General features: G+C 38.3%; 22 protein-coding genes. 3 read left to right on the forward strand and 19 right to left on the reverse strand.

Annotated features, from left to right (window positions below):
- Window positions 1-72: 72 nt before the first annotated feature.
- The 12 genes from CZ487_RS16190 to CZ487_RS16245 all read right to left on the reverse strand — a co-directional run bounded on the left by CZ487_RS16190 (window position 73) and on the right by CZ487_RS16245 (window position 13,765).
- Window positions 73-1,278, reverse strand: a complete 1,206-nt coding sequence (locus CZ487_RS16190; protein ID WP_077213317.1) for an ABC transporter substrate-binding protein — start codon at window positions 1,276-1,278, stop codon at window positions 73-75.
- 219 nt (window positions 1,279-1,497) lie between these two features.
- The gene (locus CZ487_RS16195) at window positions 1,498-2,706 is read right to left on the reverse strand and encodes an acyl-CoA dehydrogenase family protein (RefSeq protein WP_237562901.1); all 1,209 of its coding nucleotides are present in this window, start codon (window positions 2,704-2,706) and stop codon (window positions 1,498-1,500) included.
- A gap of 62 nt (window positions 2,707-2,768) precedes the next feature.
- Window positions 2,769-3,227: a hypothetical protein gene (locus CZ487_RS16200; protein ID WP_077213318.1), complete on the reverse strand. Its 459-nt coding sequence runs from the start codon at window positions 3,225-3,227 to the stop codon at window positions 2,769-2,771.
- A gap of 11 nt (window positions 3,228-3,238) precedes the next feature.
- Window positions 3,239-4,273, reverse strand: coding sequence for a phosphotransferase family protein (locus CZ487_RS16205; protein WP_077213319.1), 1,035 nt, complete (start codon window positions 4,271-4,273; stop codon window positions 3,239-3,241).
- A 68-nt stretch (window positions 4,274-4,341) separates the two neighbouring features.
- Window positions 4,342-5,424: a phosphotransferase family protein gene (locus CZ487_RS16210; protein WP_077213320.1), complete on the reverse strand. Its 1,083-nt coding sequence runs from the start codon at window positions 5,422-5,424 to the stop codon at window positions 4,342-4,344.
- An 11-nt stretch (window positions 5,425-5,435) separates the two neighbouring features.
- Window positions 5,436-6,287, reverse strand: coding sequence for a crotonase/enoyl-CoA hydratase family protein (locus CZ487_RS16215; RefSeq protein WP_077213321.1), 852 nt, complete (start codon window positions 6,285-6,287; stop codon window positions 5,436-5,438).
- 30 nt (window positions 6,288-6,317) lie between these two features.
- Window positions 6,318-7,907, reverse strand: a complete 1,590-nt coding sequence (locus tag CZ487_RS16220) for a class I adenylate-forming enzyme family protein (RefSeq protein WP_084783313.1) — start codon at window positions 7,905-7,907, stop codon at window positions 6,318-6,320.
- A gap of 55 nt (window positions 7,908-7,962) precedes the next feature.
- Window positions 7,963-9,525: an acyl-CoA synthetase gene (locus CZ487_RS16225; protein ID WP_237562902.1), complete on the reverse strand. Its 1,563-nt coding sequence runs from the start codon at window positions 9,523-9,525 to the stop codon at window positions 7,963-7,965.
- A gap of 420 nt (window positions 9,526-9,945) precedes the next feature.
- Complete coding sequence (fabF, locus tag CZ487_RS16230) at window positions 9,946-11,181, reverse strand: beta-ketoacyl-ACP synthase II (protein WP_077213323.1); 1,236 nt, start codon at window positions 11,179-11,181, stop codon at window positions 9,946-9,948.
- A 92-nt stretch (window positions 11,182-11,273) separates the two neighbouring features.
- Window positions 11,274-11,738: a branched-chain amino acid aminotransferase gene (locus tag CZ487_RS16235; protein WP_077213324.1), complete on the reverse strand. Its 465-nt coding sequence runs from the start codon at window positions 11,736-11,738 to the stop codon at window positions 11,274-11,276.
- Window positions 11,739-11,964: 226 nt separating this feature from the next.
- A complete protein-coding gene (locus tag CZ487_RS16240; protein WP_077213325.1) occupies window positions 11,965-12,903 on the reverse strand; it encodes an MBL fold metallo-hydrolase in 939 nt (312 codons plus the stop codon).
- A gap of 103 nt (window positions 12,904-13,006) precedes the next feature.
- Window positions 13,007-13,765: an exodeoxyribonuclease III gene (locus CZ487_RS16245; protein WP_077213326.1), complete on the reverse strand. Its 759-nt coding sequence runs from the start codon at window positions 13,763-13,765 to the stop codon at window positions 13,007-13,009.
- A 246-nt stretch (window positions 13,766-14,011) separates the two neighbouring features.
- Here CZ487_RS16245 and CZ487_RS16250 point away from each other — a divergent pair, with 246 nt between their 5' ends.
- Window positions 14,012-15,148: a CAP domain-containing protein gene (locus CZ487_RS16250; RefSeq protein WP_077213327.1), complete on the forward strand. Its 1,137-nt coding sequence runs from the start codon at window positions 14,012-14,014 to the stop codon at window positions 15,146-15,148.
- Here the strand turns inward: CZ487_RS16250 and CZ487_RS16255 are convergent.
- From CZ487_RS16255 to CZ487_RS16275, 5 genes are all read right to left on the reverse strand, one after another.
- On the reverse strand, window positions 15,141-15,998 hold the full coding sequence (locus CZ487_RS16255) for a metallophosphoesterase (protein WP_077213328.1): 858 nt from the start codon (window positions 15,996-15,998) through the stop codon (window positions 15,141-15,143). The two genes, CZ487_RS16250 and CZ487_RS16255, sit on opposite strands and share 8 nt — an antisense overlap.
- Before the next feature lie 154 nt (window positions 15,999-16,152).
- The gene (locus CZ487_RS16260; RefSeq protein ID WP_077213329.1) at window positions 16,153-17,043 is read right to left on the reverse strand and encodes an NAD(P)-dependent oxidoreductase; all 891 of its coding nucleotides are present in this window, start codon (window positions 17,041-17,043) and stop codon (window positions 16,153-16,155) included.
- Complete coding sequence (gene otnI / locus CZ487_RS16265; RefSeq protein WP_077213330.1) at window positions 17,040-17,834, reverse strand: 2-oxo-tetronate isomerase; 795 nt, start codon at window positions 17,832-17,834, stop codon at window positions 17,040-17,042. The genes CZ487_RS16260 and otnI overlap by 4 nt, the downstream gene beginning before the upstream one ends.
- A 164-nt stretch (window positions 17,835-17,998) precedes the next feature.
- Window positions 17,999-19,498: a D-alanyl-D-alanine carboxypeptidase/D-alanyl-D-alanine endopeptidase gene (gene dacB / locus CZ487_RS16270; protein WP_077213331.1), complete on the reverse strand. Its 1,500-nt coding sequence runs from the start codon at window positions 19,496-19,498 to the stop codon at window positions 17,999-18,001.
- A 166-nt stretch (window positions 19,499-19,664) separates the two neighbouring features.
- Entirely contained in the window at window positions 19,665-22,223 is a 2,559-nt protein-coding gene (locus tag CZ487_RS16275) for a helicase-related protein (protein ID WP_077213332.1), read from the reverse strand.
- Between the two features lie 193 nt (window positions 22,224-22,416).
- On the opposite strand from CZ487_RS16275, the gene CZ487_RS16280 reads away from it, so the two are divergent.
- Together CZ487_RS16280 and CZ487_RS16285 are read left to right on the forward strand one after the other, a co-directional pair.
- On the forward strand, window positions 22,417-22,926 hold the full coding sequence (locus CZ487_RS16280; protein WP_077215353.1) for a ribonuclease H-like YkuK family protein: 510 nt from the start codon (window positions 22,417-22,419) through the stop codon (window positions 22,924-22,926).
- A gap of 300 nt (window positions 22,927-23,226) precedes the next feature.
- Complete coding sequence (locus CZ487_RS16285) at window positions 23,227-23,736, forward strand: MerR family transcriptional regulator (RefSeq protein ID WP_077213333.1); 510 nt, start codon at window positions 23,227-23,229, stop codon at window positions 23,734-23,736.
- Between the two features lie 47 nt (window positions 23,737-23,783).
- On the opposite strand, the gene CZ487_RS16290 is transcribed toward CZ487_RS16285, so the two are convergent.
- Both CZ487_RS16290 and CZ487_RS16295 read right to left on the reverse strand, forming a co-directional pair.
- Window positions 23,784-23,987 (reverse strand): hypothetical protein, encoded by a 204-nt coding sequence (locus tag CZ487_RS16290; protein ID WP_077213334.1) that lies wholly within the window; start codon window positions 23,985-23,987, stop codon window positions 23,784-23,786.
- Window positions 23,988-24,236: 249 nt separating this feature from the next.
- Complete coding sequence (locus CZ487_RS16295) at window positions 24,237-25,265, reverse strand: glycosyltransferase family 2 protein (protein ID WP_077213335.1); 1,029 nt, start codon at window positions 25,263-25,265, stop codon at window positions 24,237-24,239.
- Window positions 25,266-25,267 lie beyond the last annotated feature (2 nt).

Here is a 25,267-nt window from a genome sequence, read left to right on the forward strand (position 1 = left end):
CCTTTCGGATAAGTTTGATTATATAGAGGGAGGAGAGAGTCAGCCTCTCTTCCTCTCCTCCAAGGGAAGCTGTTATCTTATGGAATCAATAACATCTTGAGGGATGTCTTCGTCCTTTTCATAATAGTGAATTTCGCCATCTAGCACGATTCCAGTGATACTCTTGATTGAGTTTTCTCCTTTTTCGTTAAATTGGTAATTACCCATTAAGCCATCAAAATTACTTGCTCGAATTGCCTCTTGTAATTTTTCTTTATCTGTCGCTGAACCAGCTCGTTCAAAGGCATCTTTAAGTAGATAAATAGAATCACGGCCAGAATAATGGAATGAGTTCACAAGCTCAGGTTCTTCAAATTTTGCTCTAAATGCCTTATGGTCTTCAGCATCTACCCGGCCGGAACGAGAACCGCCAACTAAACCGTGAGTGTATTCAGGAGGTAATATTTTAATCATTTCTTCAAGTGCTCCACCTGCCCCATCTCTAACTGGGATCTTAATGCCCTTTTCTTTCGCTTGTTTTAAAAGATTGACGAACGATTCAATCTGCGCAACAGCAAATATTACCTCAGCATCAGTTGCAGCCACTTTATCTAGCATCGTTCCAAATTCATGCTGTGTGGGTGCGAATGCTTCCTGGAAGACAATCTCGATATCATTTTCGGCAAACGCTTTGTTAACAGCTTCAGCCGTAGCCATCCCGAACTCATCGTTAAAATGAAGCATAGCTACTTTTTTATAATCAAAATTCTTCATGCCATCAACATATTTTTGAATGGCCATAATCGTTTGACTTGAAGCAGATGTGAAATAATTTGCGCCCATATTAGTTAGTACAGGTGCCGCAGCGACAGCCGTTAACATAGGTGTTTTGTTTCGCTCAGCAATTGGAATCATCGCGGCTGTTTCTGTACTTGTCGAAGCCCCGATAACTGCCATTACTTTATCTTGCTGAATTAATCTTTCAGTAGCTGCAGTGGCCGACTCAGCTTTTCCTTCCGTGTCGTAGTGGACCAGCTCAAATTTATAAGATTTATCGCCAATCTTTACCCCGCCGCTTTCATTAATTTCTTCAACCGCAACTCTTTGAGCAGCAAGCGAGTCTTGACCAGTTTTTGCAATTGCACCGCTTGTAGCAACTGCAATTCCAATTTTAATCGTATCTCCTCCATCCCCTGAACCACCTTTTCCTCCTGTTTCCGATGATCCACTGCAGCCTGTAAAAACCAAAAGTACAAATGCCATTAAGCCTGCGAGTAGAGATAACTTTCGTTTTCCCATGTTAATCCCCCTAATTATTTTTAATTTACAGTGTTAGAAATAAGACTTTGACTTTATGAACTTCGATCACCTCCCTTTATGAAAGCGTGTACATAATTAATTTAACGAAATAATATAATATTATGAATATTCCGAATTTTTATGGCGTAAATTCACTCCTCCTATTTACCACACAAACCAATACTATCATAAGTAGTATTGGTTTGCTGCAACCATTTATTAAAAATTAGCTGGATCCCAAGATCCTCCCTCTTTATATTTTCTAATAATACGGCGTGCAATTGTTGCAGTATGCACTTCATCTGGACCATCATAAATTCGTGCATATCTTGCTTCTCTGTACATTTTTTCTAATGGTGTATCAGCTGTTACACCCTTTGCACCATGTACCTGGATCGCTCTATCAATGACGTCATGAAGGACTTTTGCTCCATACACTTTGATCATTGCAATATCAATTCTTGCGTCTTCTCCTCTATCAATCTTCTTGGCAGCTTCAAATGTCATTAAGCGGGCAGACTGAATTTCCGTAGCAGAATCTGCTATGAACTTTTGAATCATTTGTTTATCAGCCAGCAATGAACCATGTGCATAACGGTTAAGTGATCTTTCAACCATAAGATCGAATGCACGCTGTGCTTGCCCTAACCATCTCATGCAGTGATAAATCCGGCCTGGTCCAAGTCGTTTTTGTGCAATTACAAATCCTTCCCCGCGTTCTCCAAGTAAATTTTCTTTAGGAACTCTAACATTTGTTAGGCGGATTTCACAGTGTGCACCGTGTTCATGCCCCATTGTCGGAACCACTCTGACAATTTCATAACCAGGTGTGTTCGTTGGAACGATGATCATTGATGCTCTTCTATGTCTGCTTTCCTCATTTGGTTCTGTTACACAGAACATCGTCGTGAACGCAGCTCTAGTTGCCCCAGTCGTAAACCACTTGTGAGCGTTAATTACCCATTCGTCTCCATCTAGATAAGCAGTTGATTGAATCAATGTCGGGTCAGACCCTGCTACTTCAGGTTCAGTTAACCCTACAGATGGATTAATTTCCCCCCTAACCATAGGGTATAGCCATCTATCCTTTTGCTCTTGTGTTCCAAATAAATTCAGCATGGTAGCATCTTGAGCAGTATGCGTTCCAAGCGAAGCCATCGCTGCCTCAGAACGACCTACCACTTCGTTAATGTAGACGTAGTCCATAAACTTTAGACCGCCGCCGCCAATTTCCTTTGGTAAGCCTAATGCCCATATTCCTTGCTCTTTTGCCTCTGCCTGCAAGCCTTTTAATATTTCGCGCCCCTCTATACGATCTTCAATGTCTTTTTCAACAGGAATGACCTTTTCATCAATAAATTTTCTAACCTTTTGACGAAGCTCAATTACTTCTTGACTCATACCATACTTCTTTTCGATTTCATTCATTCTAAAAAACCTCCTAAAATTTTATCATTACTCTGATAATTAAATAGAAAGAATCTACTAAATTATCGAACCAAACTCATTTCAATGTTCAACTGCTCGCGAACTTTTTCTCTTAAAGGTGTAATATAGGATTCCTGTATTTCAGGATTTCTATCATTCTCTTTATACAATTGCTGTATAAGCTGACATTGTATATCATTTAACACTTTCCATTTTTCAGTGACATCTACTAATCCTTCTGTGTTTTTATAGGACTTCTCTAAAGAACCTTTCCAGTCTAGACTTGAAAATTGTCCGGAATCCTGCTCAAGCTTTTGGAATTGCTCCTCAAGATTCTCTTGGATCTTTGCAATAAGCTGCTCTTTTGGACTGATATTTTCAACCGTCCACATATCCAGATTCTTCAGGACTGATATTAAGGCAATGGCTTGTTCCTTTGCTACACCGTCTTCAAGCTCCGGAATAATAATCTCCTTTAATGCTTGATTTGCCGTCTTAAAGGTTAATTTTTTATCTAGCATGATAAGACCTCCTAATACCCTAATAATTCAGCTACCATGCCTCGCATCAATGGCCATCGGTATCCTTGACGGGCCATTCTTAAATCTTGTGTCTGCCCCTTTGCAAAGGATGTACCAGCTGACTGTGAAATTAAAACAAATCGTACTTGGTGAAAAACTTCATAATAATGAACAACTTTTTCGTCCACCTGCAAACCGGTTAATTTACTATAAGTTTCATAGAACATATCTCTGTCTAATAAGTAGCACAGAAGCGGAGAATCCATTCGATTTGATTTTGCACAAACGTAGGCTACGTCTGCCATTGGATCCCCAATTTCTGCCGCCTCCCAGTCTAGTATCCCGGTAATTTCATTATTTTTATACAACAGGTTCCCCGTCCGGTAATCGTTATGTACGATCGAATATCTCTGTGCTGCAGGTTTATTTGCTTTAAGCCATTCTAAAGCATCTACCATAACAGGGTCAGGACTGATTAAATATCTGTTGTACATCTCTTCGAGTCCCTTAATTTTACTATCAATATATCCATATGGTCCGACTGGTTCAGTAAAGTCCTTTGTAAAGCCTGCTTCTTGATAGTCTAAAAGATGCAGTTTTGCTAATAGTTCTACAAACTGCTGCGGGATGTGACCATCATCATGAGCCTGTTTTAGAAACTGCTGACCTTCTTTAGACCAAGGCACATAGGCTGCCCCTTCCAGCTTATCCATCACAAAAAACGAGCCGCCGAGAATAGATTCATCTGTTTCATACCAGTGAACACCCGGTACGGGTAAATCACAATTCTTACTTAAAATATCTAAAAAATTATATTGATTATAGAAATTTTTGTTTTCGCGCATCAAGCCTCCTTTGTTCTGTTTTCGAATGGCAAAGCCCTTTTGATGGGTTTCACCATCAGATTCCCAATTCACATTGAAAATGAAGGCCTCATCTGACCAACCTGCAGATGGCTGCTTAAAATCTGATATCCTTAAGTTAACAGCACCCTCAAGCTTACTTTCAAAGTAAGATTTAAGGGCCTGTTTAGTAGTTTCTGACATTCGCGCTATCCCCTCCAAAAATGATAATCGTATTATTCAATTGTGCAGGAATATCTCTCAATCTATTCTTAATATTTAGCTCCTGTATTTTCTAAAGCCCAGTCTGTAAGATTTCTTACAAACTCATCCAATTTCGCAAATCTCTCATCACTTGTTTGGCCTTTTTTCCAGCGATAATACATCTGCTGCATAATAACAATGTGTTTGAAATAGCCAAATACGATATAATAATTCATTTTGGACACATCTCGGCCGCTGACTTTTGAATATGTTTCAATAAATTCTCTTCTTGTCATAAATCCTGGTCTTGTTGTAATTGGGGTTTCGCCTCTTTGTGATTTGATAAAGTCTGGATCACTTGGTTCAAACCATAAAGCAAGTGCAGATGCAAGATCTGTTAAAGGATCCCCTACTGTACTCATCTCCCAATCCAGCACTCCAGAAATTTGCGTTAGATCATCTTTATCAAACAATATATTCTTTAAATGAAAATCATAATGAATTAACGTCGCCGGCTGTGAAACCGGTCTGTTGTCTGTGATCCACTTAATTAACCGCTCCATTCCTGGCACATCATCCGTTTTAACGTTTTCATAACGGCCGATCCAGCCTTTAACCTGTCTCTCCAAGAACCCTTGTGGCTTCGTAAAGTTGACTATATCTGTTTTTGTATAATCAATTTCATGAAGCTTTGCCAGTGAATTGACCATTGTATTTGAAATTTGATGATAGAGCTCTTTACTTCCGTCGCTGTGATCAGGCAGTGCTGATCCTAGTAAAACACCATTCAGCCTCTGCATGACATAAAATGGCGCACCAATTAAACTATCATCTTCTATAAAGAAGTATGGCTTTGGTGCAAGTGGATAAACCGGATTAATGGCACTTAATACCCTATATTCTCGCTGCATGTCGTGAGCTCCTGTATTAACAGGACCAAGCGGTGCTCTCCGCAAAACACCCTGCCATTCTCCTACTCTTAGCAAATACGTTAAATTAGAACTTCCGGCACTAAATTGCTCCACAACCATGGGATCATTGCTTAATTCTGGAAGCTTCTTCCTAAGAAGCTCCTCTACCACTTCAACATTTAATTCTTCACCTTTACGAACGGAAATGGTATCTTCTATGATTTTTTTATTCGTTGTCATGTTTTTCCTCCTTAATTAGATTTTGCCTCATCCCACCATGGATAAAAGTCAGGCAGGTCTGTACTTGGCTTCATAGTAAAATTTGGTTTACGCTTTTCTAAAAAGGAAGCAATCCCTTCTTTAGCATCAACCTGTCTAGAAGCCCATAAATTCCCTTTAGATTCAATTTTATGGGACTCCATTGGGTGAGTTTCACCAAGCATTTTCCAAAATAAATTTCTTGATAATGCAATTGCTGTAGCAGAAGTATTTTCGGCAATTTTTTCTGCTAATGCTCTAGCTGTTGGCAGCAGCTCTTCAGGTGGAACCACTTTGCTGACAAGGCCGCTTTCTAGAGCTTCTTCGGGTGAAATAAAATCTCCCGTATAGACCCATTCTAACGCCTTGCTAATTCCAACTATTTTCGGTAGAAACCAACCGCTGGCGGCTTCCGGTAATATCCCTCTTCTTGTGAAAATAAAGCCAATTTTAGAATTAGTTGAACAAATGCGAATGTCCATTGGCAAGGCCAAAGTAATTCCTACCCCTACAGCAGGACCATTGATTGCGGCAATAATCGGTTTCTTCAAGTTAAATAATTTGAATACGAAACCTCCTCCTCTTTCTTCCGAATCGTCTGATTTACCCGAGAAATAATCCTCTTCAATTGAACTAGTTCCTTTTCCTAAATCAGCACCAGAACAAAAGGCTCTGCCTTCCCCAGTGACAATTACTACTCTAATGTCATCATTGTTGTCAGCATAATCTAAGGCTTCTGTGAATTCCTTAGACATTTGTGGATTAAACGCATTTAACTTTTCAGGACGATTTAACGTGATGGTTAACACGCGGTTAGAAACATCACACTTAATTGTTTCGTACATCCTATTTCCCCCTCATCCTCAAAATTGGGATCATATTCGTAATTGATGCTTTAATACCTTCCCTGACGCGTTTTTCGGGAGCTCATCAATAAATTCATAAAATTCAGGAATCTTAAAACGCGCCAAATGTTGGGCACAATAGCTGCGAATTGCTTCCTGATCTTGTTCATTTAAAGAGTCTGAAACGACAAAAGCCTTTACTCTCTCTCCATAGATTTCATCCGGAACACCTACTACTGCAGCCTCTAGGATATCGGAATGTTTCTTTAAAACATCCTCAACTTCAATAGAAAATATTTTTTCGCCGCCACGGTTAATCATGTCTTTCTTCCGATCGAGAATATAGACAAAACCATCTTCATCGATTTTCGCGATATCGCCAGATCGCCAGTATCCATCTACAAAGGAAGTTTTATTTGCCTCCGGATTCTCCCAATAGCCGCCGATCACCATCGGACCTTTAATTAATAACTCTCCCTCTTGATTTGGACCGAGTTCACGATCATTTGTATCAATGACCATAATATCTGCCGTCTCGACAGGAAGGCCAACAGAACTCGCTTTGCTCATTGGATAATGATCTGGCATAATCGTAGTCGGTGAAGTCGTTTCCGTTGCCCCATACACATTGTGCAGTGTGGCGTTCGGAAAAATTCTTTTTAGCATTTCTAATGTATGCTGGTAGATTGGTGAACCGCCAAAGCCAACTCTTTTAACAAAATCAAAAGAGTACTCCTCTAGAAGCGGGCTCGTCGCCATCATCGCATAGATCGTTGGGACATTGCTTTGAACATTGATTTTGTAGTCATAGCTTTGTTTAATGTATTTTTCATTTTGATATTTTTTAATAATCAGCATGGAACCGCCGATATAGACGCTTTGCAGAAATCTGGCCACTAGTCCTGTTACATGGAAAAAAGGAACTGCCAGGATCGATCTTACATTTTCATCACCCTTAAATGCCCGCTGATAATGCATGACAGAATGAATGACATTAATATGACTAATCACCGCACCCTTTGGGCGCCCTGTTGTTCCTGAAGTATATAAAATAAAAGCCGGGTCCAGTTCATTTACTTCCACATCTATTAGCGGGTTTTGCTCAGCAAGTAAGCCTGCTAAACTATCATAATCTGTTGTTTTCTCGCCAATTGAAACAATGCTTCTTGTGTAAGGTTCTGCTGCCTGAAAATTCTTCTTACAATCTTCTACTACCGGAAGCAAGTCTTGATCACATAAGAGCACCTTTGGCCTTGAATTGCTCAGGACAAACGCAACTTCCGGTGTCCTTAACTTTGTGTTAACGGGGACCATAATCGTCCCTGATTTAACACAAGCCATCACGATAATGGCAAACTCAAAACTATTTCCCAGCAATGTAGCAATTCGGTCTCCTTTTTTAATTCCGTACTTGGATTGCAATGAAGCTATTAATCTATCTGATTTTTCATCGATTTCTTTGTAAGTAATCTTGTCATCATCCAAATAAAGGGCATCTTTATTTCCATGTTTTGATACGGTATTTTTAAAAAAGTCCTTTATTGATGATGGTCTTTCGGCAAAAACCTTAATTCCCTCTCTTCCGAAAAGAGAGACCCTTTTAATATCTGTATCAATCAAAAAGCTTCATCCCCTAATATTAGTTTGGTTACATAAAAGTTCGTAAAATACTTGTTTACGATTGCTTTGCTTTTACTTCATCACGAAGTATGCGCTTCAAAATTTTTCCTGACGGATTTCTTGGCAGTTCATCAAGAAATTCAACAAATTTTGGTTTCTTGTAAGAAGCTAAATGCTCGCGGCAGTGCTGTATGACTTCTTCTGCTGTCATTGTTTTTCCTTCCTTCAAGACAACGTAAGCTTTCACACTTTCTCCCCATTCTGCATCAGGCACCCCGATCACAGCTACTTCAAGAACAGCATCATGCTTATACAGAGCAGCCTCTACTTCTGCTGGATAAATATTTTCCCCGCCGCTAATGATCATATCCTTCTTTCGGTCAACGACATAAATAAAACCTTCCTCATCCATGCGCACCAAATCTCCGCTATGGAACCATCCGCCACTAAATGCTTCTGCTGTTGCTTCTGGATTTTTATAATAACCTTTCATCACAGTAGGGCCACGGTAGATAATCTCTCCAATTTCTCCAACTGAAACATCATTCATATTCTCATCAACAACACGCACTTCAACATTTGTAACCGGCTGCCCTACAGAATCGGTTTTTCTTAGTGAATCTTCTGGAAGTAAACAAGTTGTAGTTGGACTCATTTCTGTTTGACCAAAAGCATCGAATATACCGGCGTTCGGAAAATGATGCATGATTTTTTTCTTGATCTCTAGTGGACAAATAGCAGCCCCAGTTGAACAACGAAGAACTGATGTTGTGTCAAACTCATTAATATTTGGAACCTGCATAACAAAATTCCACATGGCAGGCACTAAGAATAACCCCGTAATTTTTTCATTATGAATCGTTTCTAGCACTTTAACTGGACTAAATTCGCGGTGAATATAGGTTGTTCCATTGACTGTACAGCTGATAAGTAAATTTCCAACGCCAGCGATGTGGAATAATGGCGTAACAGTTAATTGTCTATTTCCTCTGCTAATCCTCGAATCAACTACACTGTTTAAAGCACTCATTTGCAAATTTTTGTGTGACAGAACCGCGCCCTTTGGATACCCTGTCGTTCCAGATGTGTAACAAATCATACAATCATCTTCGTCATTGACAAGGCCATCAATGGATCGGTAGTTGACACTAGTTTGATAAATATTCTTATAGGGAATCATATCGGAAGACTCAACATTTCCAATCACGACAATTTGCTCTACATTTGAAAGTTTATGTCTGATTGATTCAATCATTTCTACATATTCTTCTTCAATAAATAATATTTTCGTGTCTGAGTTATTTATAATATAAGCAAATTCTTCCGGTGCGAGCCTGAAATTAATCGGAACGCTAACCCCTCCGGCCAAAGCCGCAGCAAACATAATTTCTACAAAAGCTAAGTTATTTTTGGAGATCATTCCTACTTTTTCACCAATCTCAATCCCCTTGTTTTGGAGCCAGCCTGCTAAATGAAGAGTTCTTTCTTCAAGTTGTTTGTATGTAACTTTCTCATTTTCATAAACGAATGCAAGAACATTAGGCGTCTTATGGGCTCCTCTTCTTACCAATTCCCCTAATAATAGCTGGCGTGACATTTGCAAGCTAGTTGTAGTCAATTCCATTCACTCCTTTAAATTAAGTAATTTTTAGTAGTAGAAATATATTAATATTCATGTTGTTGTATTATTTGAAATATTCAAAAAATATTAGAAGTATAAGGATATAAAAGTTGCTCATGTAGTTGTGATCGTTTTGATGTGTTTTATATAGATTGATGTAGAAGATTCGTGGATTGTATGTAAGCCCTTTCAACAACAATAGTTGTAGGTTCGATTAGAAAGATTTTTAAGACGTTTATAGAAATCAGCATCCCATCCTTTCTAAGCTAAGGTAATTTTTTAAACAGTTATTTAAATTTTCTTTAAATTATAAATATTATAATTATAATTTAATGCTTTTGTCTACCGTTATGGGAAAATAAATAAAAATAATTCATATCAAAGAGAGAAAACATTGGAAGTAAGATCCAATGTTTTCTATAATTTTTTAAAAATCAACGTTGCATTATGCCCCCCAAATCCAAATGAGTTGGATAATACGACATCAACTTTCTCTTCCTTTGAGATGTTTGGAACATAATTTAAATCTAGCTCTTCGTCAGGAGTTTCATAGTTAATCGTTGGCGGAATGGTTCCTTCTTTAATTGCTAAGCATGAAAAAATGGCTTCGACGGCCCCTGCTGCTCCCAATAGATGACCTGTCATCGACTTTGTCGAGCTAACTGCCACTTTGTACGCATGCTCACCAAATACTTCTTTGATTGCTTGCGATTCAAATAAATCATTATACTTTGTGGAGGTGCCATGCGCATTGATATAACTAATCTGTTCGGGTGTAAAACCAGCATCGTTTAGTGCTAGTTTCATTGCACGAGCTCCGCCTGCCCCGTTTGGAGCAGGAGTTGTAATATGATAAGCATCCCCTGTTGCTCCATAGCCAGTTATTTCGCAATAAATTACAGCTCCGCGCTTTATAGCATGCTCGTACTCTTCTAGAATAACAATTCCAGCTCCCTCAGCAATGACAAACCCATCTCGGTTTTTGTCAAATGGCCGACTTGCTGATTGAGGATCTGGGTTTGTGGAAAGTGCCGTCATATTGGTAAAGCCAGCAATGGTCATCTCGGTGATAGAAGCTTCTGTTCCTCCTGCAATCATCACATCAGCGTGTCCATTTTGGACCACTCGAAATGCATCACCGATTGAATTTGAACCAGACGCACAGGCCGTAACAGAACAATTATTCATTCCTTTAGCACCTAGTTCTATAGACACACGTCCTGAGGCCATATCGGGAATAAACATGGGAATCGTAAATGGATTTACCCTTCGAGGGCCTTTCTCCAAAAACCTCTTATGTTGTTCTTCAAATTCACCAAGACCTCCGATTCCAGAGCCAATCCAGACACCAGCTCTTTCTGGGTCTACATTATCACCAATTGCGATACCAGCGTCCTCAACAGCCATCTTACTTGCGCCAATTGCAAAATGTGTAAAGCGGCCCATTCTCCTTACTTCTTTCTTATCGATATAGAGTTCTGGATTGAAATCTTTTACTTCTCCAGCTACTTTTACAGGAGTATCATCTGTGTTAAATTTCGTTATTGGTCCAATTCCAGAAACGCCGTCTATTAACTTAGACCAAGTTGAAGAAATATCGTTTCCAAGCGGTGTTATGGCTCCAATGCCGGTAATCACAACTCTTTTTTTCAATTTCTATTCCCCCCTATAATCTTTTTATTGATTGTAAAACTTTGATTATGCGGCTTAGCACGAGTTTCCCTGCTTACGATCCATTTATTCCATTAGTTATTTTTCACACTATCCACTAGGCTTGACAGAAGCTGATAAATAGCACGATAGGCTTCTAAAATAGACATATCTTCCCTGAACCCGTCTACATAATCCAAGGTGAAATTTAGGTTCCATAGCCCATCTTGTCCATCAAACATTAAATCAAATTTAATATCCTCGCCTTTTAGTGCGTTGTTTAAGTAGGTTCTAATTGTATTCTCCTGTTTTTTCGGGAGCTTTAATCCAAGCATAACATCGTATGTATGAAATAGGTCATCTACTTCTAGAGAAACTCCATCAACCCCAATTTTATCAAAAAGTTCGTCTTCAATATAAATGAATTCATTCATTTCCTTTTTTAAATACTGGATCGACTTCTCTAAAAAATCAGCACTCTCTGAACTGATCTTTTCCTCAGTTTCTTTATTACTTCTTTCAATATAGCTGTTATTAAAACTCCATTTTTCATTTTCCATTTATGCGTTTCCTCCCGCTGCCAATTCATATAATGTGAAACCTTTAATTATTGGGGATCTATTGATCCCTTAAATTTTTTCTGTAAAATGATTGTGTCAGCAATCTGCGATAAAAACAGGAGAGCCTTTTAGACCTCCTGCCTTCAATCATACGATTCCAAGAAATCATCCCAATACTATAGATTTACCAATATAATTTCTTTACAAACCTATGACATAGCGTATATTACACCTGATATTGGAAAATCCCTTTAAAAATATCTTTTGAACATTCTCCACGGTTTATTAAATATTCAAGATGTGAGATGGTTTCACCGATAGCAAACCTCATTTCATGTGAAGTTAAATTTTCTCCAAATAATTTCAAACATACATCAAAAACCGTCGAAGGTACTTTTACAATATCGATAATTTGAACAAGTCTTTCGTCATGATGCTTCAAAATCTCGTCAATCCGCTTATTAGCGTTTTTAAATGGTTTCCCGTGTGACGGGATTACGAGCTCCGCTTCCAGCTTTTTATATTCTCGGAGTGATGTAATGTATTGCTCTAGCGGGTTGCTCTCCCCGTAAAAATGATAAGAGATGTTTGGCGTAATTTTTGGAAGGATATGGTCAGTTGAAAATAAAACACTGTTTTCTTTATTAAAAAATGTAATAAGACCATCAGCATGACCTGGTGCATCAAAGATTTCGTATTCATATCTGCCAAATTGGAACTTATCACCTGCTTTTAAATGGCCGCTAACCTGTGGGTGCGGACTGACCATTTGATTAAAACTCGTTTCAGTATTCGTCATATCTTCCACTACTTTTTTCGGGATACCGCAGTTTAAATAGTTTTCCTTTAATGTTTCATCCCGTTCTTTCTTAATGATTGCTGACGCTGTTTCATGCTCTATTTTTGACATAAATACTTTTGCACCCGTCATTTCCTGAAGTCCGCCTGCAAATCCGTAATGATCAGGGTGATGATGTGTTACGATAATATCTGAGATTTTTCTGCTATCAAGAAACGGTTTCCAGCTGTTGTATGCCTCTAGGTCATGGAGACCAGTGTCAATAATCGTCCAACCGTCAGCACCTTCTGCAATAAAGCAGTTTACATGATTTAATCTAAATGGTAATTTTATTGTCACCGATGTGACATCTAAATTCTCAAGCATAGTCTACCTCCAACTCCCTTTTTCATTTTTATTTAATATATAAAATGCCTCATGAGAAATCTGGATGGTAGTCTACGGCTTATAGGCCGTGCTGTCATTCTCCTTAAGACAAATTCATCTCAAGCACTACAGGACAATGGTCACTTCCAAGAATATCACTGTGGATAGCGGCCTCTTGAATAGAATCTGCGAATCTTTCAGACACAATAAAATAATCGATACGCCAGCCAATGTTCCGTTCCCTGACCTTGCTCATATATGACCACCAGGTGTACGCTTCTGTTTTTTCTGGATACATATATCGAAAACTATCAACAAAGCCAGCTTCTAATAATGACGTCATTTTGCCGCGTTCTTCATCTGTAAACCCTGAATTACCTATATTTGGTTTTGGATTTCGAAGGTCTATCTCCTGGTGGGCTACATTAAGATCACCGCAATAAATGACTGGCTTCATTTTATCTAATTTAACAAGATGCTCACGGATCTCCTCTTCCCACTCCAATCGATAAGGCAGCCTTGTTAAATCCCTTTTCGAATTTGGAGTATACACATTCACAAGGAAAAAGTCCTCAAATTCAATGGTGATAATTCTTCCTTCTTCCTCATCATTTCGATCGCCTACACCGTAACTGACCGACAGTGGTTTTTTCTTTGAAAATACAGCCGTCCCAGAGTAGCCCTTTCTCTCTGCATAGTTCCAATATTGATAATATTCGGTTAATTCTAAATCAATTTGACCTTCTTGTACTTTGGACTCTTGTATACAAAAGATATCTGCATTAACCTTTTCAAAGTAATCCAAAAATCCTTTTTTTACACATGCTCGAATTCCATTTACATTCCAAGATATTAATTTCATTATGACTCTCCTTGCTGTCCTATGCATAAAGTAAATTCTAAGTAAGTCGTTATTCGTACTTGTTTCCCTGTACCATTAAATCTACTATACTATGAAAATAGAAGTTTTTCATGTATTTAAAATCGGACTGCTGGGATACATCCCCTACTTGTGCTGTGATTAAAAGTTTTAGACGGCACTTATAAACCTTACTGTAAGCTGTCTAGACTATTAAATAGGTACTTTCAAGAAAGTGAGGAGTTCAGGTTGAAACGCTTCCTTTTATTCATAATAATTATTTTTTCTCTGATAATCTCATGGCCATTTATAGAAAAACAAATAAATGGAAGCGGTCTTGCTTCCATCTTTAGTAAGGCTAGTCATGACGTAAGCACTTTTCTAAAAAGCGACGAGATGCAGGATGCTGTAAGATTAATCAATAGCATTGTAATTGGAATGGTCGAACAAATTGAAAATAGCATAGACAAAGAAAATCCAGAGTCATCTCATTCTATAGAAATCGATAAGCCCACTTTAACTTTGCCGGAGGACAACACTTTTTCTATTCATAATATCGAAATTGGTGAAACGAAGGATGTTGTTGAACAAAAATTAGGGGATCCGAAACGTGTCTCATTAAACGAGTATGGATCAAAATGGCATGCGTACCACGAGGAGTATCATAACTTTGTAAAGGTAATCTATAATCAAAACAATCAGGTTATTGGCCTTTACACAAATCAAGACATCATTTCTTCAACAGAAGGGATAGAATGGGGAACCTCGAAACAGTCCGTTCGGGAACATCTTGGCAGCCCTCTCGATACCATTCAAAAAGGGTTTGTATATTATCAAATAGATAAAGATGCTGATTATGACATCTTCCAGCTTGATGATAGTTTTATCACGATCTTTTACGACAAACACATGAATAATACAGTTACCTCTATACAAATTATTCATGAAGATCTTGAAAACGCCAAGGAAGGGTTCTACACAGAAGCCAATGTTCAGTTAAGAGAGGGGCTTGAACACCAAATGTTTGATTTGACAAATGCTGTTCGACGGAATCACGGACTCCCCATACTGACATGGGATGAGCATGTAAAGGAAACAGCAAGAAAACACAGTCTTGATATGGCCGACAATTCATACTTTGACCATACCAACCTAGAGGGCAAGTCACCCTTTGACAGATTGAAAGAAGATGATTTATTTTTTACCGCAGCCGGCGAGAATCTCGCATACGGACAATTTAGCAGTATTTTCGCACACGAAGGTTTAATGAACTCACTAGGACATCGCAAAAATATATTACAATCTGATTTCGAATATCTCGGCGTGGGAGTTGCTTTTAATTCTGAAAATCATCCATACTATACCCAGAACTTTTACGCTAAATAGAAAGTAAGGTAAAGACGGTAATTTCTGGCCTGCAGAAAAATCTAATTGGCAGCTGAGATGTCCCAATCCCTCTATTCACATATAAGGGCATCTCTGATTCACCAACAAAATACAAACCACTATCGTATTTTCTAGCCATCCTTTGTTTTATGATTGGACCTAGGAATGGCAGTCGTACCTGTCCTCCATGCGAATGCCCGGAGAACTGCGCATTGACAGGATAGGTGCTAATCCATTGGGCAGAGTCTGGTTCATGGGCTAATAGGAGAATACATTGATGTTCTTCCAATCTTTTAAGAGCTTTTTCGATATCAGGTATCCCGTACATTGCATCCTCCAAACCAGCTATATACAAACTTTGGTCATTATGAACGATTTGACGATGGCTGTTTTCTAATACTTCAAAATTTGCCTGATTGTAAAGCTTAATGATCTCTCCCTTTGTATGAATATCATGGTTACCTATTACAGCCCACTTTCCCCCACGGATATCTTTTAATTCTAAAAGTAAAGACGGAGTTAAACCTGTTGTTACCGAGCCAGTATGGACTAAATCACCTGTAAATAGCAGTATATCCGGGTTCAACCCATTGATGATTTTTATAACTTTACGTAAATCTTCCTCATCATAATGAAATCCAAAATGAACATCACTAAATTGAACCATCTTCCATCCATGGAATGACAGTGGTAAATCTTTAATTTTCAAAGGTACCTCTTTGACTTCGTACCAAAAGCGTTCAGTCATAACAGAATACGTACTGGCAATCACACCTGTTCCCAATATGCCAATCAGCACTTTAGTTGACCATCTAAAAAATGTACGTCGATTGATTTTTATTTCAGCCATTATATTCCTTTCCTCTTAGACCCAAAAGTTTTATTCCATTATAATAAAAGACAGGCTTCATGTAAATTTTAATAAGAACAGATTAGTTCTCTAGATTGAACCATCTCGATGTTAAAAAGAGAAATGTACAGCACTGCGTACATTTCTCATCAGCTTATTTTCTTTTCACGACGACATTGCACTCTTCTTCTAGCGGCTTAATAACAGCTGACATATCCAAATCGGCCAGACCTTTATGAATCGCATTCGAAAAAGAGCTTTCCGCTAAATCCCCAAGTATTGATTTCATTCCTGCCTGCCTAAATAATACATTCGCGAGAGCGACATCTTTATGAACATACTTTACGGCACCGCCCGGCTCAAAACTGCGGTCAAGGACATATTGTTCCATATGTCTCTCTAACATGCGGCTGTCCCCATAACTAACCTTCAGAAGTTCGTACAGCTGTTCAGAATTTAGTCCAAATGCAGCCCCGGCAACCATTGCCTCTGACGCTGCGACAGAATGCACTGCTACTAAATATTGATTAATCAGCTTAGCAATGCTCCCAGACCCAGACGGCCCAAGGTATTGAATGGTTTGACCAAAAGCTTTGAAAATCTCACTTGTTTTGTCATAGCTTGCCTTGTCTCCGCCGACCATAATCGTCAGAGAGCCCTGTTCAACCCCCTCAGGTCCCCCGCTTACCGGTGCATCCAAATAACGAATCCCTTTCGCAGCCGCTTCTTTAAAAATCATTGTACTTGTGTCAGCACCAACAGTTGCAAAGTCAATACAAATCGTATTTTCTCTCGCATGCTTAATGACACCGTCATCGCCAAGATAAACATCGATGCAATCTTGCGGCATTGATAGGCAGCTGCAGACAACATCAGAATGCTGCGCCAGTTCTTTTATTGAAGATGCGGATTCAGCACCAGATTTCAATAAATCTGCCACTTTTTCAGGTGAACAATTATAGACACCCACAGAAAAACCTGCATGCAATAATTTTTTTACCATTCTAGAACCCATTACTCCTGTACCAATAAATCCAATCCTCATGGACGACCATCCCCTTTCACAACATGTGGTAACCAGGTGAAACTTTCCTCACTTTTCCCCTTTGGTATGTATTCAAGACCAATGTGCCCGTCATATCCTAGTTCTTTTACTGCCCTAAATATATTCTCGTACTGAACTTCACCTGTACCCGGCTGATGCCGTCCGGGAACATCCGCTATTTGTACATGCCCTATTTTGTCTATCATTTGTTCAAAAGTAGAAAGAAGATTTCCTTGTATTCTTTGAATATGATAAAAATCAAATTGGATTTTCACATTGTGACAATCGATCTTGTTTAATAATTTTACCGCTTGTTCTGCACTGCATAAAAAATACCCCGGCATATCAAACGTATTGATCGGCTCAATCAAGATTGTTATGTCATGTTCAGCCATTTTTTCTGCTGCATATTGGATGTTTTTTATGTACAGATCATTGAGCTGGTTATTGTCAAATTCCTCTTTTATTATTCCAGCCATACAGTGAATTTTCTTAACATCTAAGGCTTGAGCATATTGAATCCCTTTTTCTACAGACTCTCTAAAATCAAGCTGCCGGTTCGGGTCAATCGCTAGTCCTCTTTCTCCCTGACTCCAATCCCCAGGATATAAATTAATTAAATCAAGTGTAAGTTGATTAATATTCAATTCAGCCTTAATTGCTTCTATGGAGTAATCGTATGGAAACTGACACTCAACATATTGGAAACCAGCTTCTCGTGCTTTTTTAAAACGATCTAGAAACGGATATTCTGTAAAAACCGTTGATATATTCACTGAAAATTGATTCATAAGCGTGACTCCTTGTCATTCGTATTAAAAGCTTTGTTACAAAATTCGAGTGTTCTTTCATTAAAAGATTCAACAGATATGTATGTTTTCCTTTGAAAAAACAAAATTTAATTTTTTTATAGAAAAAGGAGCCGTATCCATGAATACAACCCCCGTAACATCTGTTATTGATTTGCCAAAATCGTGACTATTTTATCTTCAATATCTTTTCCTTTTTCTTCATCTACTAGGTTGTTTAACAAAATCGAAAAGATGAGAAGTTCCTCACTTTTTGTCTTGACATAGCCCGAAAGCGAGGTAACCGTAGTAATCGTACCTGTTTTTGCTTTAATATTTCCGGACATTGAGGCCGATGCCATTCGGTTTCTTAGTGTTCCTCCAATCATTTTTTCATCACTTCCAGCAACAGGAAGCGAATTCATAAACGCAGGAAACCATGATTCTTTTTGAACATGGTAGAGAAGATTTGAAATTTCATTAGCTGGAATTAAGTTCACATGCGATATTCCCGATCCATCCCTGATGACAATCGTATTAGGATTTATTCCTAATTGAGGAACTTGCTCTCTAACAACTTCAAGTCCCTTTTCCCAGCTTCCTTCCCCCTTCACCATTCTACCCATTTCTTTTATTAAGATCTCCGCATGACTGTTATTGCTTAGCTTCATAAATGGAACCAAAAGGTCTGATAGAGGGATAGATTGATGACTTGTAATAACAGCGGCTTGGGATGGGGTCTGCCCTATTTTCACATCCTCCTTCACTTCTACGCCTTTTTCTGCAAGTGATTGCTTAAACACATTTAATGCGTAAAGGCTGGGCTCCCATACGGCAATCCATTCTTTTTCTTCGCTCGCATGTATCGGTATTATCCCTTCAACCGTGACGATATTTTCTCCATGCTTTCTATTAAAATGAATCTCTGAATTAGAATCTGGTGATCCAGTCACAGCATGATTGACAATCTTTACATAATCAGTCTTTGGTTCAATTTGTACTATTGCTCCATCTCCAATTGCTTTTCCCGGAGTAACCGTAATTTGGACTGTACCTGAATCAAAATCTTTAGTTGGCGACGCCGTGAGAGCAGAAATTTGCGATCCGTAGTATACATACTCATCACTCCAGATTAAATCAGGAGATAGCCGGACCTCATCATACCAAGAATCATCACCGATTAAATTGCCTTCAATCACATGTATTCCTGATTTCTTTATCTTCATTGCCATTTCATCAAAATCTTCTTTTAAAAGAGTAGGATCGCCTTTTCCTCTTAAATAAAGATTTCCTTTTAACGTATGTTCGTCTATTGCTCCATCTGTTAGTACATCGGTGGTGAACTTATAATTCTTCCCTAGCACAGCAAGCGACACAGCAGCTGTGAGCAGTTTCATATTTGATGCTGGCCTAAGGCGTATATCCCCATTGTACTCAAATCTTAAATCTCCCGTTTTTGCGGATCTGATGCTGATTCCTGCTATTGCTCCTTTTAGTGAGGGTTCATCTTGCAGTAGCTGCAGCAGCTGTTTCTCCATTGTTTGCCCTTGTTCAGCAGCCAGAGCCTGGGGGGCTTTTGCCTTAATGGGAGGAATAAATAATAATATGGATAATAACAAAATGAAACCACCTTTATGAATTGCTTTTTGTAGATTATTTTTCTTCATGTCTATTCTCCATATTTTATTATAGTATTGGTCAAAGTTAAAACTGTTTTTACCTGTGACACTCGATCATATAGCGTTATTTTTTCCAATAAGAAGTAACATATCCATGACCAGACAAAAAACCCATCTCAAGATGAAATGGGCTTCCTGCCACATAAACTGGAGTTTACCATCTGACATATTGCTCATGATGGCATCGATCACATATTTGAAATGTATGGTCCCATGGCAAATGTCTGCCACAGCTCCTGCATTTCTTTTTCATTTTTTTAACCTCTCTTTTAAGTGACTCATGTACAGCATCACTTAATTCTTCACGAACTTTCTCCCAATAACTTGCTTCCAAGCGCTTATCTAACCGATATAAAAACAACAAATGCAGCCCAATTGCTTTGTAGGACAATTCAAGATCTTCTAGGCTCTTTTTCTTGATAATCGGGTCAGGAAGCTCGTTACCATGAACAACAGCAAACATCGTCTCAACCCACTGGTTGACTAAACCAGGATCCTTTGTTGAGAAAGGCAAATGCAAAAATCCATATAAATCCATCATCGAGAGGCGTGCTTCTATCTCGGTTCCGCGGATTAATTTATACAGCTCACGTTCTTCGGAAAGACTGGCTTTTTCTGTACCCACCGGACTTTCAAATTTTTCCCAGAGTTCAAAAAAAGTTCCGAGGTCACGTGAATAGCGCTGAAACCTTTCAAATACCGAATTTGTAGGTGCGATTGCAAAGGTATGTACCGGGTCATCCTCTTTTTTAAGTAATTGTTTCATGATTTTAATATCCTTTGTAAAAGCAACTTTCCCAACATCGTAAATACCCTTTCTTCCAGCACGGCCAGCAATTTGTTTGACCTCCTGAGATGATAGCCTCCTTCTTCTTGTACCATCAAACTTTTCATTTTCTAAGAAGACAATTCGGCGTATCGGAAGGTTTAAGCCCATTCCAATCGCATCCGTTGAAACGATCACCATTGTTTCTCCTTTAATAAATCTCTGCATCTCTTTCTTTCTTGTTTCTGGAGGCATACTTCCGTAAATCATGCTAACGGTAAAACCACTATTCTGAAGCCTTGATGCAGTCTCCAGGACGCGCCTTCTTGAAAAACAAACAAGCGCATCTCCTTTCTTTGTTTGAGCAAAATCAAACAGCTTACGTTCAACTTGAAGCGGAATATCCCGGTTATACTCATGAATTTCAATATGTTCATCACCAAGCAGCTGCAGGACCATCCCCTTCAAATTTCTGCTTCCGACAATGTGAACTTCCTTTGCATTCGCTTTAGTTATCGCTTTGTACCAAGAAAACCCGCGGTCTTTATCAGCAATCATTTGTGCTTCATCAATGACAACGACGTCAAAGTAATCTTTCTCATGAAACATTTCGACTGTACACGAAAAATGACTAGCGCCAGTAACAACTTTTTCTTCTTCTCCAGTTTTTAAAGTACAAGCAACCCCCTCACCGTTCAGCTTATCATAAACCTCTAGAGCTAATAGTCGCAGTGGAGCAAGGTACAGACCACTAGGTGCTTCCATCATTTTCTTCAAAGCGTGATGGGTCTTCCCTGTATTTGTTTCCCCTATGTGAAGAACATAGTGAATGTTTTTTCCCAGTGATGGTCGATATTCTTGTCCAAATATATCATCAAGCATCTTCGCTTCTTCCTGTTTCTTTCTTTCAATCGCAGCGAGTTCCTCTGCTTGTTTTCTTTCCCTATCTGCGAGGTGCTGCTCAAATAACTTCCCATGTTCGACAGGATCAAACGGGATATCAGCAACTGAAAGGAGGTCTGTTACATATTCTTCTTGTATTTCTTCAAAAAAATCTATAGACATGTCAAATAAGTCATCTCTAAGAAATTGCTCAAGATCATAGGAATTTAGCTCTTCTTCAAATATTTCTTTAAAACTTGCCAATAAGTCTTTATTTAATTCCTTCAATATCAAATTTGGCACTAGTTTCTTTATGTATTGAGCGATAGACCGTTCAAAAACAAAATCATATGTCTCATATTCAAAAAACGTACGGCCGCGGTGTCTAGTCTTGTGGATTTCTCCTGTAAACTCTTCAAAGAATGATGACATTGTAGAATAGTCCGCTGCTTGGAATACACCCACTTCTTCTAAAGGGATTTCTAGTGCCTGTGGGTCAAGTTTTTTATACCTCGGCTTACTTTCGAAACATTGTGTTAACAATTGCGCAATATGTTTTCTAACATATAAATAAATAAGAAGATCGTTTTCATTTATGATTTTATAGGTAGCTGCCTCAATCTCAGTTATGATTTTACTCTTCGCTTCTTCGATGGCTTCCTCTTCTTGGTAAATAATATAATCTCTTCTTGCTTCGTCGTACTGCTGTTTCCACTTTTCTGGATGGTCACGGTATGTTTCGGTCACCCATTGTATAACGTCAAATGGTTTGTATGTACGCATTTCTGTGCGGAAAAGGTGGTTAATCAATTTTCGATCAACCCCTTCGACTTCGAATCCTTTTTGATGAAGATAATTCTTTTTTTCAGTCCTCGGGACATCATTGTTTGCTCTGTTTAACCAAACATTGATCCAGATTTGCTCTAGATAAATCTTACGGTCTAATAAATATTGCTCAAAAGACACGATGAATTCTTTGGCGCCTAGATACCGATTCAAATCTTCTAGTACTTTCTTTTTTGTATGGTGGATGGCGTTAGGGTATAGAGCTTCTATATGTTTCATGAAGGAACTCCCTTTCATTAAACTTTTCTTTATTTTTTACTGCATGCAGCTAATTTTATTTATTTTTGCATATGAAACCATTTTTTTACACAAATTTTCATGGGTTATGCATAAATTTTATTGTACAAAGGTTTTCGCACTGTCCTTATATTACGTAGAAAGGATAAAAATAGGTGATAATGTGAATAATTTTATGTTTCAAAATCTTCAAAAAAGCCATATGTCGTTTGAAACTGTGTTTGATCATATTATTAAGTTTATGAGACTTAGTCCCAGGGGGAATTATCGCTTAATGATCGGCACTGACTCCCAGGTACATCCAAGCTCCACGATTTTTATTACTGGCATCGTCATTCAAAACGCCGGAAAAGGCGCTTGGGCTTGTATTAGAAAGGAAATTGTCCCAAGAAGAATGCTTCAGATACACGAACGAATCTCAAAGGAAACATCCTTAACAGAAGAAATTGCATCGCTTTTTACTAAAGAAAGAAAAGATGCATTAATTAATATCGTTCTCCCTTTTATCTATCAGGGTGCGTCTTTTACAATGGAAGGTCATATCGATATCGGTTCTGGAATGAGAAACAAAACCAGAATCTTTGTGGAAGAGATGGTATCCAGAATTGAATCAATGGGCATAGAACCAAAGATAAAACCAAACTCTTTTGTAGCATCGCATTATGCGAACCGCTATACAAAATAACAATCTGTTCCTATAATTTCATATTCCACTAAATTTTTCTACAAACAACGATTCCACCCTTTCCATTATTTTTCAAGGTTTTACTGAAATGGTCAAATTAAGTATGTACAGGCCATAATGAGATGAAGATTTCGCCTCACTCATTGACCTGTCTGATTCCGCAAGTTTGATTGCTTTTCGACAGGCAGTATAGAAAAAGTGGAATTTCCACTTTCTTTGCCGAATTCAAACTTGTTTTGTCACCTCTGTAGGATTTTTCTAGTCCAGCTAGAATACCTTTTTTATAGGAGGGATCGGAAGTTGAATACTGGTGCTGTATCGAAAATGTTAGGTGTATCTTCTAGTACTGTTCAACGCTGGGTAAAACATTTGGGTTTGGAAATGGAAAGAAACGAGTTTGGCCACTATGTATATGATGACGAAGATATCGAGTTGTTAAAGGAGTTTAAGCAACAATTACAAAATGGCGTGCCAATTCAAAATATTGTCATGGAGAAAAAGACACGTAAAGGCTATGGAAAAATTAAAGCAAATCATGAACAACAACCTCAAAATGAAGAACTATTAAAGAAATTGACGGAGTTAGAGAAGAATATTGAAAATAAAGCGGATTCAGTGGTTACTTACCAGCTGCTTCAACATCGCAATGAAATTGAAGAACTAAAAAATCAAATAGAAAAATTAAACCAGCAAATTGAGACCCTAACTGTAAGGGCTCAAGAAGAAGAGAAACTAGCTGAAAGTGCTGCTGCACAAGAGATGGTTAAGCCAAAACGGAAAGGAATGTTCAGCTCTATATTTGGCTTTTAATAGTTCTTAGTATAAAAAAAAGATGGTTAAACCATCTACAATGAACTTTAAAGATAATGAGGCCGTTTATTTAATTTTTGTTTATTCATGGCCTCATAAGCCTTATCAATAATATCTGTTAACACATCACCTTTATAGACTTTTCCAATTTTGGTGTTATCTTGGTAGAATTCAACTATTTCAGTTAATTTCCTTACAGTATCAGCTGAAATGCGAACATTAAATTGAACTTTTGCCGTTTCATCAGGCATTATAGCACCTCCTATCATTTTGTTAGCTAAAAGATATACAATAGCTAGCAACTTGATAGCAATTGCTAGCTATCATATATCATATCATATATTCTTGATTTTTAAAGGAGTACATGCTATATTTATTTAGCGATGAGCTGAATTGTGTAAGTCGTTAGCGGGACCCTTTGGTCATGCACTATGTGGAGTGCAGTCTAACGCCACAATACGCAGAAAAGACCCCTATGGGGTCTTTTCTTTTATATAACGCTAATTCGTTTCAAATAGCTTTCCTTTATTTAATGGATAAAACTCTTTTTCCTCATCTCTGTAATTCTCGCGAAATGGTAAGTTAAAAGTATCGATATCAACGATGTACTTTGGCCTCCTCTTCACCTCTTTATAGATTTTACCGATATACTCACCGACCAGACCTACCGCAATTAACTGTAAGCCTCCTATCAGCCAAATAGAAGTGATTAACGACGTCCAGCCCAATTCAGTATTGCCAAAGAATTTTAAATAAAAGAAATAAACAGCAAAAGACAGGCTAATAATAAATGAAATGATCCCAACTAGAAGAACCAACCTTATTGGTGTAACGGAAAAAGACGTTATCCCATCCAAAGCAAAGGACAGCATCTTCTTTAATGGATACTTTGTTTCACCTGCTACTCTTTCTTTACGCGAATAGTAGACATTTGTTGATTGAAACCCTATTAGCGGAATAATGCCTCGCAAAAAGAGGTTTATTTCATCGAAGCGCTTTAGTTCTTCTACAGCCCTCTTGCTCATCAACCGAAAATCTGCATGGTTATATATAAGTTCCACACCCATCTTTCTCATGAGTCCGTAAAACCATTGTGCCGTGTTTCTCTTAAACGCCGTGTCACTTTCGCGATTCTTTCTAACACCATAAACAATTTCGTAACCTTCCTTATACTTCCCAACAAATTCCTCTATCACACTTATATCATCCTGCAGATCTGCATCAATTGAAATAAGACAGTCAGAATAATCCTTGGCTGCAAATAAACCCGCTAATAATGCATTTTGATGGCCAACATTCCGGGATAATTTTAATCCGCGTACGACATCGCTTCTTAGTGTTTCTTTATAAATTAAAGACCATGTTGCGTCTCGGCTTCCATCATCCACAAATAAGATTTTACTTTTCTTTGAGACATATTTGTTATCTGCCATACCCTTTAATAAACTCTTTAATTTATCGAAGGTATATGGCAAAATTTCTTCCTCATTATAACAAGGGACTACGATGGTTAATACTGGTTCGTTCATTG

It is taken from the genome of Robertmurraya dakarensis, assembly GCF_900156875.1.
Taxonomy (GTDB): domain Bacteria; phylum Bacillota; class Bacilli; order Bacillales; family Cytobacillaceae; genus Robertmurraya; species Robertmurraya dakarensis.

What these genes read in the sequence shown, in the direction of transcription:
- CZ487_RS16205 (WP_077213319.1), bottom strand. Translation starts at nt 4,273, where the DNA reads ATGTCAGAAACTACTAAACAGGCCCTTAAATCTTACTTTGAAAGTAAG.
- CZ487_RS16260 (WP_077213329.1), bottom strand. Translation starts at nt 17,043, where the DNA reads ATGAGGATTGGATTTATTGGTACAGGAGTAATGGGTTCTAGAATGGTA.
- CZ487_RS16255 (WP_077213328.1), bottom strand. Translation starts at nt 15,998, where the DNA reads ATGGCTGAAATAAAAATCAATCGACGTACATTTTTTAGATGGTCAACT.
- CZ487_RS16215 (WP_077213321.1), bottom strand. Translation starts at nt 6,287, where the DNA reads ATGTACGAAACAATTAAGTGTGATGTTTCTAACCGCGTGTTAACCATC.
- otnI (WP_077213330.1), bottom strand. Translation starts at nt 17,834, where the DNA reads ATGAATCAATTTTCAGTGAATATATCAACGGTTTTTACAGAATATCCG.
- CZ487_RS16200 (WP_077213318.1), bottom strand. Translation starts at nt 3,227, where the DNA reads ATGCTAGATAAAAAATTAACCTTTAAGACGGCAAATCAAGCATTAAAG.
- CZ487_RS16210 (WP_077213320.1), bottom strand. Translation starts at nt 5,424, where the DNA reads ATGACAACGAATAAAAAAATCATAGAAGATACCATTTCCGTTCGTAAA.
- CZ487_RS16190 (WP_077213317.1), bottom strand. Translation starts at nt 1,278, where the DNA reads ATGGGAAAACGAAAGTTATCTCTACTCGCAGGCTTAATGGCATTTGTA.
- CZ487_RS16235 (WP_077213324.1), bottom strand. Translation starts at nt 11,738, where the DNA reads ATGGAAAATGAAAAATGGAGTTTTAATAACAGCTATATTGAAAGAAGT.
- CZ487_RS16195 (WP_237562901.1), bottom strand. Translation starts at nt 2,706, where the DNA reads ATGAATGAAATCGAAAAGAAGTATGGTATGAGTCAAGAAGTAATTGAG.
- CZ487_RS16275 (WP_077213332.1), bottom strand. Translation starts at nt 22,223, where the DNA reads ATGAAACATATAGAAGCTCTATACCCTAACGCCATCCACCATACAAAA.
- CZ487_RS16290 (WP_077213334.1), bottom strand. Translation starts at nt 23,987, where the DNA reads ATGCCTGATGAAACGGCAAAAGTTCAATTTAATGTTCGCATTTCAGCT.
- CZ487_RS16240 (WP_077213325.1), bottom strand. Translation starts at nt 12,903, where the DNA reads ATGCTTGAGAATTTAGATGTCACATCGGTGACAATAAAATTACCATTT.
- dacB (WP_077213331.1), bottom strand. Translation starts at nt 19,498, where the DNA reads ATGAAGAAAAATAATCTACAAAAAGCAATTCATAAAGGTGGTTTCATT.
- CZ487_RS16245 (WP_077213326.1), bottom strand. Translation starts at nt 13,765, where the DNA reads ATGAAATTAATATCTTGGAATGTAAATGGAATTCGAGCATGTGTAAAA.
- CZ487_RS16280 (WP_077215353.1), top strand. Translation starts at nt 22,417, where the DNA reads ATGTTTCAAAATCTTCAAAAAAGCCATATGTCGTTTGAAACTGTGTTT.
- CZ487_RS16295 (WP_077213335.1), bottom strand. Translation starts at nt 25,265, where the DNA reads ATGAACGAACCAGTATTAACCATCGTAGTCCCTTGTTATAATGAGGAA.